The following is a 9,118-nucleotide window of genomic DNA, read 5'->3' as shown; positions in this document are numbered from 1 at the left end:
GCAGAATCCTATTCAGTGGCACGCAAGGCATCGGCCAGGGTAGAAAAAAGTCGATCGACATGGCTGGCCTCGTAAATCAGCGGCGGCGAAACGGCGATGATGTCACCGGTTTGTCGCACCAGCACCCCACGCTCCCAGCACTTGAGAAATACCTCATAACCGCGCTGTCCCGGCATGCCAGGGCGTGGTTCCAGCTCGATGCCGGCAACCAGCCCCAGATTGCGGATGTCGCGCAGATTCGGCAGGCCGCGCAACGCATGCGCGGCCTCGCCGAAACCGGGCGCCAGGTCGGCGCCGCGCTGGAACAGCGCCTCGTCGCGGTAAAGACGCAATGTTGCCAATGCGGCAGCGCATGCCAACGGGTGAGCGGAATAGGTATAGCCATGCGGGAACTCGACGGCAGACGGCTGGGCGGAAGCGGCCAGCAAGGTATCGTGGATATCGCGCCGCGCCAGCACCGCGCCCATGGGAACCATGCCGTTGGTCAGCCCTTTGGCGCAGGTCAGCAGATCCGGCTTCACGGCAAACAGATTGCTGGCCCAGTCGGCGCCAAGCCGACCGAAGCCGGTAATTACTTCGTCAAAGATAAGCAAAATTCCGTATTTGTCGCAGATCTCGCGCAAGCGGCGCAAATACCCGACCGGGGGCAGGATCACACCGGCCGAGCCCTGCATCGGCTCGACGATCAAAGCGGCGACCGTGGAGGGATCGTGCAGCGTAAGCAGACGCTGTTCAAACTCTTCGGCCAGTTCCGCGCCAAAGAGCGGCAAGCCCGTGCTAAAAGCATTCCGCGCAATATCCAGCGGGTGGCGCAGATGGTCGATGCCGGGCAAGCCGACGGAAAAATGCTTGCGGTTACCGGCGATCCCGCCGACCGCCATCCCTCCGAAATTGACGCCGTGGTAGCCCCGCTCGCGCCCGATCAACTTGACGCGCCCGGCCTCGCCACGGGCACGGTGATAGGACAATGCGATCTTGAGGGCCGTCTCGGCGGCTTCGGAGCCCGAATTGACAAAAAAGACACGATCCAGCCCCGTCGGCGCCATCTCGGCCAGCGCCGTCGCCGCTTCGAACGCGAGCGGGTGCCCCATCTGGAACGGCGGGGCGTAATCCAGACACGCGACCTGCCGCTGCACCGCTTCGACGATGGGACGCCGGTTATGCCCGGCGTTGACGCACCACAGCCCGGATGTCCCGTCCAGCACGCTGCGGCCCGCATCGTCGGTGTAGTACACGCCATCGGCTGCCACCAGCATCCGCGGGGCCGCCTTGAATTGGCGGTTGGCGGTGAACGGCATCCACAAAGCATCAAGATTCGGCTCCGACATCAGAAATCTCCCTGAGCGCCCGCAGGCGAATGCATCCAATGTAGGCGTACTCAGGGGACAGCAACAGATACGCCATGTCGCGTGCGCGCCGAACTGTCCCGGTCGCATTCCCTGTACAGCCGTCCGCTGCACACGCAAAAACGCCGCGGGCCGAAGTCCGCGGCGTGGATTTACTGAAGCCGTACGATGTCTCAGAGATGGAAGCGGGCGAACGTCTCGCGCATCTTGTTCGCCGTTTGTGTAAGCGAGGACAGCGTGCCATGCACCTGCTGCAACGAATTGTCGCTATCCACGATGCGTCCGTTGATACGCTCGGTACTCTGCGCGATAGCGGTCGTCGCATTGTGTTGCTCGCTGGTAGACAGGGAAATCTGACTCATCTTGGCCATGACATCCTGCATCACGCCACGGATTTCACTGATGCGCTGCACGGCGCTCTGGGTCAGCTCGACGCCGCCGTCAACCGAGTCGAGCGTGAGCTGCATGGTGTCGACAGCCTGGCTGGTCTCGCCGCGAATCGAATCGACCATGCTCGTGATCTCCAGGGTGGCCTGTGCGGTACGTTCGGCCAGCTTGCGCACTTCGTCCGCGACCACGGCAAAGCCGCGGCCCGCCTCCCCTGCTCGCGCCGCTTCGATCGCCGCATTGAGCGCCAGCAGATTGGTCTGGTCGGCGATATCCCGTATCACATTGGTGATGCCGCTGATCTGCTGGGAGCGCTTGTCCAGCGTCGACAACATCGACGACAAGCCCTTGACGGCGCCCACGGTATGCGTCATTTCGGACGAAATGCGCTCGATGTCCTGCACACTGCCTTCCGACACGGTACCGGCATGACGAACCAGATCATCCGCCTCGCGCGCGGCGTCCGCGATATGCGAAATACTGACGGTGATCTGCTCGAGCGTTGCGGCATTGCCACTGGAGACATCGGAAATCTGGCGCGAATCGTCGGCCACCGTCTGCACCGTCGACGAAACCTGTTGCACCCCGTCGACCACGTTTTCGGCCTCGCCCTTGACCGCGGCAAACATCTGCTGCAATTGCGCGATGAAATTATTGAACGCATGGGCGGTTTCTGCGATCTCGTCCTTGCCCGCAACCTCGATCCGGCGGGTCAGGTCGCCTTCACCCTGAGCGATTTCCTTCATGGCCAGATTCAAGCGGCGCAGTCCACTCAGCATTCCGGCCAATGCCATCCCGGCCAGCGGCAACAGAATGACAAGCAGCAGCACCCCAATGCCGATCACACTGAATAACAGCTTGGTCAGCGGCGCGAGAACCAGGTTCTTTTCCACCGCAAGCCCCAGCACCCAGTTCGTACCCTGGATAGGGACCAGGCGCACATACAAGGCCTTGCCGTTCATGCTCGCCTCGCTCATATCGCTGCCGGCGCTGGCCTTGGCGATCGCCTCGGCCGTCAGCTCGGGCATTGCGGCCTGCAACGGCTTGAGCGTCAACTCCTGCTGCGGGTGTGCAATGACCTTGCCGGACTTGTCGACCAGAAAGGCAAAGCCGTTGCCGCGCAGCTTGATCGACAGCACGGTCTTGACCAGATCGTCGATAAAGATATCGCCCCCGACGACGGCCTTGAGCGTACCGCCCGCACCGACCGGCGACACGAATGTGACGACGAGCTTCTTGGTATCGAAATCGACATAGGGCTCAGAGACGCCAGCCTTGCCGCTGGCCGCGGTTTCCTGATACCAGGGGCGGGCGACGGGGTCGTAACCGGCCGGTTGCGGCTTGCGGTCGGAGCGGATCATGCGATGATCCGCGGTTCCGATATAGGTCAGCGCAAAACCGCCGGCTTCGTTCAAATGCCCAAGCGGCGTCATGGGATCCGGCGCTTCGAGCAGGACGTTGCCGGCCTTGATGACCTGCAACTTGCTGTTATACCAATCCTGCACAAAGGTCACATAGCCCTGCGCGGTACTGGACAATTCATTATCCAGCCCCTGGATGATCGCCATGCGCATCTGGCTGTACACCATGCCGCTCAGGGCAAGGCCCAACAGGCTCAGCAGTGCCGCCATCAATATAATCAGTTTTGTTCTCATGGAGCGCATGCTTTACACCTCCCTCTTCCTTTGTAATAGTGAACCTGGCAGCGGCCATCGGCTATCCTCCGCCGCGACGCTGACCGGCACTTTTAATTTTTTGAATATTACCTGCACCACGACAGCTGAAGCATCGCTTTACTGGGCAAAAGCCCTTAAAACCTATGCCTTATCAGAATACTCGGTAAAATATTGATTTATTATGACGGTATGGAATAAAGCAACCCCAACGCTGGTTGAACGCTTGTGCGCCTCAATTTGCAGTGCGATCAAGTCCGGCCAGTTGCCGCCCGGGGCCCGCTTGCCGTCCATCCGCCGCCAGGCGGCCGAGCTGGGCGTCAGTACGTTTACGGTGGCTGACGCTTACGACAGGCTACTGACGCAGGGCCATATCCAGTCCCGCCCCGGTTCCGGCTTCTATGTGCTTGCGCGCCCGGCGGTGCCGGCACCCATAGGCCGAAGCTTGAGCGACTTGCCGATTGACGAACACTGGCTGCTGCACAAGGTCTACGAACACGCCGAGCGCGGCATCGCCGCAGGGGGTGGCTGGCTTCCGGCCCAGTGGTACGATGCCGAAGCATTGAACCGGGCGCTGCGCAGCATGGCGCGCGACGGCATGGCGCGACTCGACTACGGCGACCCCAGAGGTCTGCTGCCGCTGCGCCAGCTGCTTGCCCAGCGCATTACGGAACAAGGCATGAGCGCAACCGCCGCTTCGTTCATTCTGACCCAGGGGGCAAGTCAGGCGCTGGAGATGGTAGCGGCAACCATCGCGCGCGCAGGCGACACCCTGCTGGTGGACGACCCCGCCTATTGCAATCTGCTGTCCAGCCTCACCTATCGCGGCTTCCATCTGGTAGGCGTCCCCTGGACGGCGACCGGCCCCGATATCGGGGCACTCAAGCAACTGCTGACTCAGCATAGACCTCGAGCCTATTTTACCAATCCGCGCTTACACAACCCTACCGGCGCCAGCTACAGCCCTGCCGTCGCGCACCAGGTCGTTGCGCTCGCCGAGCAAAATGACTTTCTGCTGATCGAAGACGATGTCTCCGCCGACCTCAGCCCCAACCGGGCGCTGACCCTGGCGGCGCTCGGCGGCGCCGAACGCGTGGTGTATATCGGCAGTTTTTCCAAATCGATGTCCCCCGGCCTGCGCGTCGGGTATATCTGTGCGGCCGAGTCTCTGTGCGAGTCACTGGTGCGCTTCAAGATGCTATCCGGTCTCACCACCCCCGAACTGAACGAACAGCTCGCGCTTGCCATCCTCGGACAGCGCGACTACCGCCGCCAGTTGGAGCGCCTGCGCAACCGTCTGGCTGAAGCCCATTACCAGACCGAACGCCATTTCGATGCCCTTGGCTGGGAAGTGTTCGCGCGGCCTGGCGCCGGCGTCTATCTGTTCGCGCGGCCGCAGAGTGTCGCCGATAGCCACCCTCTGGCCGAAGCCGCGCTGAAGGAGGACATTTTGCTTGCGCCCGGCCGGCTGTTCCGTCCGCACTGCGCCGCCTCGCCCTGGTTGCGTTTCAACGTCGCCTTTTCACAATCGCCACGCCTGTGGGACTTTCTAGCCCGCAGCGGAGACATGCCATGCACCTGAGTTCACTCTATGTTCATCCTGCAAAGTCCATGCAAGGGATACGCTATCAGCGCGCTTACGCCGGAAGGCAGGGGCTGCTCCATGACCGCGAGTGGCTGCTGGCCCGCCCCGATGGAAGTTTTATCACCGCGCGCGAATTTCCGCACCTGCTGCGGGTCGTTGCCACGCCGATACCGGGTGCCGTACTGTTCGAAGCGCCGGGGCGAGCCCCACGCGTGGCGATGAGCAGTGTCTATACGCGCCGGATCGAGACGCAGGTGTGGAAAGACAGCTTTGCCGCGTGGCATGGCGACAGCGCCGTCGATGCGTGGTTCAGCGACTTTCTGGCCACTCCCTGCCAGTTGCTGTGGCTGGGACGCAGCAGCGAGCGGCGACAGAAAACGGGCGATGCCGGGCTGAGCTTTGCTGATGGCTATCCCTACCTGTTGATCAACCAGGCCTCGCTCGACGCACTGAATGGTGAATTGGCGCATGCCATCGATGCTCGCCATATGCGGCCGAATCTCGTTGTCACGGGTACCGGCAGCTATCAGGAAGACAACTGGAAACAGCTGCGCATCGGTGAGGTCGTGTTCGATGTCGCCTCGCCGTGCACGCGCTGTGTCCTCACGACCGTATCGCCGGACAGCGGCGTGCGCAGCCCCGATGGCGAACCGTTGCGCACTCTGGCCAGAACGCGAAGACGCGAACAGGGTGTCTGCTTCGGGGTCAATCTGGTCGCGCGAAACGAGGGAATCCTGGAATGCGGCAGCGAAGTGGAAATACTTGAATAGCGCAGCTGAAATGAAAAAAGCCAGCCCCGGACGGGACTGGCTTTTTTTGAACCACAACTTAATCGGCCGATTCGTCGACTGCAACGGCATCTTCGGGACGATCCAGCAGCTCGACCAGAGCCAGAGGAGCATTGTCGCCCTTGCGGAAGCCGTACTTCAGGATACGCACATAACCACCATTACGGGTGGTGAAGCGCGGTCCCAGTACGTCGAACAGCTTGACTACGATGTCGCGGTCGCGGGTACGGTCAAACGCCAGACGGCGGTTAGCCAGCGACGGCTTCTTGCCGAGCGTGATCAGGGGCTCGGCCACACGACGCAGTTCCTTGGCCTTCGGCAGCGTGGTCACGATAACTTCGTGACGCAGCAGCGAGTTAGCCATGTTACGCAGCATCGCCAGACGATGGCTGGTCGTGCGGTTCAGTTTACGATTACTGTAACGATGACGCATTGATGATATCCTTTTATCTCAAACCTTACGGTTTTTCCAGCCCTGCCGGAGGCCAATTCTCGAGCTTCATGCCCAGAGTAAGGCCCTTCGAGGCGAGAACTTCCTTGATCTCGTTAAGAGATTTTCGGCCGAGGTTCGGCGTTTTGAGCAACTCTGTCTCAGTGCGCTGAATCAAGTCGCCGATATAATAGATGTTCTCGGCTTTCAGGCAGTTGGCCGAACGAACCGTGAGTTCAAGATCGTCGACCGGGCGCAGCAGGATCGGATCGATCGGCGGCGCCTTTTCCACAACTTCTTCTACCGCTGTGCCCTGGAGGTCGGCGAAAATGGAGAGCTGATCAATCAGGATGCGAGCGGCATTGCGTACCGCCTGTTCCGGTTCGATCACGCCATTGGTCTCGATATCGAGAACCAGACGGTCGAGGTCGGTACGTTGCTCCACACGGGCGCTTTCCACCGAATAGCTCACACGGCGAACCGGCGAGAACGATGCGTCCAGTTGGATGGTACCGATGGCACGGTTGTCATCATGATTGGATCGAGCGGAAACGGGCTGATAACCGCGTCCCTTTTCGATCTTGATTTCCATTTCGATCTTGCCGCCAACGGAGAGATGGCCAATCACGTGTTCCGGATTGATCACTTCCACATCATGCGGCAGCTCGATGTCGCCAGCCAATACGTCGCCTTCGCCCTCTTTGCGGAGAGTCAGAACGACGCTGTCACGACCATGCAGCTTAAGCACCACACCCTTGAGGTTCAGGAGGATATCGACAACATCCTCCCGAACACCGTCAAGTGCGGAATACTCATGCAAAACGCCAGCGATGGTCACTTCGGTCGGGGCAAAGCCCGGCATCGACGACAGGAGAATCCGGCGCAGCGAATTGCCCAGAGTATGGGCATAGCCACGTTCGAACGGCTCCATCGACACGCGTGCGTGCGTAGCCGAAACCGGCTGTACATCGATGAGACGAGGTTTCAGAAATTCCGAAGCGCTGTTTTGCATAGTCATTCCCTAAGATCTAGCGATTACTTGGAGTAGAATTCCACAACGAGCTGTTCGTTGATATCGCTAGACAGTTCGGAACGTTCCGGAGAGTTCTTGAAAACGCCTTCCATCTTCTTCGGATCGACCGAGACCCAGGACGGGAAACCGCCCTGCTCGGCCAGCGACAGCGCTTCAGCGACGCGGACCTGTTTCTTGGCTTTTTCGCGAATAGCTACGACGTCGCCAACCTTAACTTGGTACGACGGAATGTTCACAACCTGGCCATTGACAACGATGGCTTTGTGGCTTACCAGTTGACGCGATTCAGCGCGCGTGGAGCCAAAACCCATGCGATATACAACATTGTCCAGACGTGCCTCGAGTAGCTTCAACAGGTTTTCGCCAGTGGAGCCCTTGCGACGAACCGCTTCCGCAAAGTAATTGCGGAATTGACGCTCGAGTACACCGTAAATACGACGAATTTTCTGCTTTTCACGCAGCTGGACGCCGTAGTCGGACAGGCGGCCCTTACGAGCGCCATGCTGACCCGGGATACTGTCCAGTTTGCACTTGGAATCCAGTGCACGACGCGCGCTCTTCAAGAAGAGATCGGTGCCTTCGCGACGCGCGAGCTTACATTTGGGGCCGATATAACGTGCCATGTCTCACAGTCTCCGAATTAAATACGACGTTTCTTGGGCGGACGGCAACCGTTGTGCGGTACCGGCGTCACGTCGGAGATGCTGGTAATCTTGAAACCAAGCGCGTTGAGAGCACGTACGGCGGATTCGCGACCCGGACCTGGCCCCTTGATACGAACTTCGAGATTCTTCACACCATATTCTTGGGCAACTTTACCAGCGTGCTCCGCAGCTACTTGAGCGGCGAAGGGTGTACTTTTGCGCGAGCCCTTAAAACCAGCGCCGCCTGAGGTAGCCCAAGATAAAGCATTGCCTTGGCGGTCGGTGATAGTGATGATGGTGTTGTTAAACGAAGCGTGCACATGCACGATACCTTCGCTAACACTCTTGCGCACTTTTTTACGTACACGAATAGCTGTGTTTGCTTTAGCCATTATCTGTGTTCCTTAAGTTACTTCTTGCCGGCGATCGGCTTGCGCGGTCCCTTGCGGGTACGGGCATTGGTACGGGTGCGCTGACCGCGGCACGGCAGACCACGACGATGACGAAGGCCGCGATAGCTGCCCATGTCCATCAGTCGCTTGATGCTCATCGTAACTTCGCGACGCAGGTCACCTTCTACGGTGAACTTTGCCACTTCGGTACGAAGCGCTTCCATTTCAGCATCGTTCAGATCCTTAACCTTGACGGAAGGATTGACGCCTGCGGCAGCACAAAGCTGCAGCGCACGAGTCTGACCGATGCCGTAAATTGCCTGCAGGCCGATAACGGCATGCGCATGATTGGGGATATTTACCCCTGCAATACGGGCCATACTCTTTCCTTAAGCCTTAAGACCTTGAAAAGTTTGCGATTGTAACACGCAAAGTCAGGTCTAACAATGTTAGCCTTGTCTTTGCTTGTGACGCGGGTCCGTGCAGATCACGCGAACTACGCGATTGCGGCGGATGATTTTGCAGTTACGGCAAATTTTCTTTACCGACGGCTGTACTCGCATATCAGTTCCTTTCAGTACTCAAAAAGAGCGAGTGCGCTATTTTGCACGGAACACGATTCGGGCGCGGGTCAGATCGTATGGAGTCAACTCCACGGTCACCTTGTCGCCAGGCAGGATGCGGATATAGTGCATCCGCATCTTCCCTGAAATATGCCCGAGTACCACGTGTCCATTCTCAAGCTGGACCTGGAAAGTTGCGTTCGGCAACATTTCCAGGACCTCGCCTTGCATCTGGATGGTGTCTTCCTTAGCCATACAACCCAGCGTGCATCGTTGT

At 59.3% G+C, this 9,118-nt stretch carries 12 protein-coding genes; 3 read left to right on the top strand and 9 right to left on the bottom strand.

The window, feature by feature from the left end:
• Positions 1-8: 8 nt before the first annotated feature.
• Positions 9-1,328, bottom strand: a complete 1,320-nt coding sequence (gene aptA, locus G520_RS0117905) for an omega-aminotransferase AptA (RefSeq protein WP_028536858.1) — start codon at positions 1,326-1,328, stop codon at positions 9-11.
• Positions 1,329-1,519: 191 nt separating this feature from the next.
• Positions 1,520-3,388 (bottom strand): methyl-accepting chemotaxis protein, encoded by a 1,869-nt coding sequence (locus G520_RS0117900; protein WP_051229501.1) that lies wholly within the window; start codon positions 3,386-3,388, stop codon positions 1,520-1,522.
• 7 nt (positions 3,389-3,395) lie between these two features.
• On the opposite strand from G520_RS0117900, the gene G520_RS25105 reads away from it, so the two are divergent.
• The 3 genes from G520_RS25105 to G520_RS23355 are packed head-to-tail and all read left to right on the top strand — an operon-like array spanning position 3,396 to position 5,761.
• Positions 3,396-3,584, top strand: a complete 189-nt coding sequence (locus G520_RS25105; protein ID WP_156877012.1) for a hypothetical protein — start codon at positions 3,396-3,398, stop codon at positions 3,582-3,584.
• A 6-nt stretch (positions 3,585-3,590) separates the two neighbouring features.
• Positions 3,591-4,988 carry an aminotransferase-like domain-containing protein gene (locus G520_RS0117895; RefSeq protein ID WP_028536856.1) on the top strand — a complete coding sequence of 466 codons (1,398 nt, stop codon included), beginning with the start codon at positions 3,591-3,593 and terminating at the stop codon, positions 4,986-4,988.
• Positions 4,979-5,761, top strand: coding sequence for an MOSC domain-containing protein (locus G520_RS23355; RefSeq protein WP_036666495.1), 783 nt, complete (start codon positions 4,979-4,981; stop codon positions 5,759-5,761). The genes G520_RS0117895 and G520_RS23355 overlap by 10 nt, the downstream gene beginning before the upstream one ends.
• A gap of 58 nt (positions 5,762-5,819) precedes the next feature.
• On the opposite strand, the gene rplQ is transcribed toward G520_RS23355, so the two are convergent.
• The 7 genes from rplQ to infA all read right to left on the bottom strand — a co-directional run bounded on the left by rplQ (position 5,820) and on the right by infA (position 9,096).
• Positions 5,820-6,212, bottom strand: coding sequence for a 50S ribosomal protein L17 (gene rplQ, locus G520_RS0117885; protein WP_028536855.1), 393 nt, complete (start codon positions 6,210-6,212; stop codon positions 5,820-5,822).
• Between the two features lie 25 nt (positions 6,213-6,237).
• Entirely contained in the window at positions 6,238-7,221 is a 984-nt protein-coding gene (locus G520_RS0117880; RefSeq protein WP_028536854.1) for a DNA-directed RNA polymerase subunit alpha, read from the bottom strand.
• A 23-nt stretch (positions 7,222-7,244) separates the two neighbouring features.
• Entirely contained in the window at positions 7,245-7,865 is a 621-nt protein-coding gene (gene rpsD / locus G520_RS0117875; protein WP_028536853.1) for a 30S ribosomal protein S4, read from the bottom strand.
• Between the two features lie 17 nt (positions 7,866-7,882).
• Positions 7,883-8,278: a 30S ribosomal protein S11 gene (gene rpsK / locus G520_RS0117870; protein ID WP_028536852.1), complete on the bottom strand. Its 396-nt coding sequence runs from the start codon at positions 8,276-8,278 to the stop codon at positions 7,883-7,885.
• 17 nt (positions 8,279-8,295) lie between these two features.
• Entirely contained in the window at positions 8,296-8,658 is a 363-nt protein-coding gene (gene rpsM / locus G520_RS0117865) for a 30S ribosomal protein S13 (RefSeq protein ID WP_028536851.1), read from the bottom strand.
• Positions 8,659-8,727: 69 nt separating this feature from the next.
• A complete protein-coding gene (gene rpmJ / locus G520_RS24630; RefSeq protein WP_003697674.1) occupies positions 8,728-8,841 on the bottom strand; it encodes a 50S ribosomal protein L36 in 114 nt (37 codons plus the stop codon).
• Between the two features lie 36 nt (positions 8,842-8,877).
• A complete protein-coding gene (infA, locus tag G520_RS0117860) occupies positions 8,878-9,096 on the bottom strand; it encodes a translation initiation factor IF-1 (RefSeq protein WP_028536850.1) in 219 nt (72 codons plus the stop codon).
• Positions 9,097-9,118 lie beyond the last annotated feature (22 nt).

Source organism: Paludibacterium yongneupense DSM 18731 (assembly GCF_000422925.1).
Lineage (GTDB): Bacteria > Pseudomonadota > Gammaproteobacteria > Burkholderiales > Chromobacteriaceae > Paludibacterium > Paludibacterium yongneupense.
Note: the sequence above shows the minus strand (reverse complement) of the source record. Positions and strands in the feature narration are given on the sequence as shown.

What these genes read in the sequence shown, in the direction of transcription:
- aptA (WP_028536858.1), bottom strand. Translation starts at nt 1,328, where the DNA reads ATGTCGGAGCCGAATCTTGATGCTTTGTGGATGCCGTTCACCGCCAAC.
- G520_RS0117900 (WP_051229501.1), bottom strand. Translation starts at nt 3,388, where the DNA reads ATGAGAACAAAACTGATTATATTGATGGCGGCACTGCTGAGCCTGTTG.
- G520_RS25105 (WP_156877012.1), top strand. Translation starts at nt 3,396, where the DNA reads ATGCTTTACACCTCCCTCTTCCTTTGTAATAGTGAACCTGGCAGCGGC.
- G520_RS0117895 (WP_028536856.1), top strand. Translation starts at nt 3,591, where the DNA reads ATGACGGTATGGAATAAAGCAACCCCAACGCTGGTTGAACGCTTGTGC.
- G520_RS23355 (WP_036666495.1), top strand. Translation starts at nt 4,979, where the DNA reads ATGCACCTGAGTTCACTCTATGTTCATCCTGCAAAGTCCATGCAAGGG.
- rplQ (WP_028536855.1), bottom strand. Translation starts at nt 6,212, where the DNA reads ATGCGTCATCGTTACAGTAATCGTAAACTGAACCGCACGACCAGCCAT.
- G520_RS0117880 (WP_028536854.1), bottom strand. Translation starts at nt 7,221, where the DNA reads ATGCAAAACAGCGCTTCGGAATTTCTGAAACCTCGTCTCATCGATGTA.
- rpsD (WP_028536853.1), bottom strand. Translation starts at nt 7,865, where the DNA reads ATGGCACGTTATATCGGCCCCAAATGTAAGCTCGCGCGTCGCGAAGGC.
- rpsK (WP_028536852.1), bottom strand. Translation starts at nt 8,278, where the DNA reads ATGGCTAAAGCAAACACAGCTATTCGTGTACGTAAAAAAGTGCGCAAG.
- rpsM (WP_028536851.1), bottom strand. Translation starts at nt 8,658, where the DNA reads ATGGCCCGTATTGCAGGGGTAAATATCCCCAATCATGCGCATGCCGTT.
- rpmJ (WP_003697674.1), bottom strand. Translation starts at nt 8,841, where the DNA reads ATGCGAGTACAGCCGTCGGTAAAGAAAATTTGCCGTAACTGCAAAATC.
- infA (WP_028536850.1), bottom strand. Translation starts at nt 9,096, where the DNA reads ATGGCTAAGGAAGACACCATCCAGATGCAAGGCGAGGTCCTGGAAATG.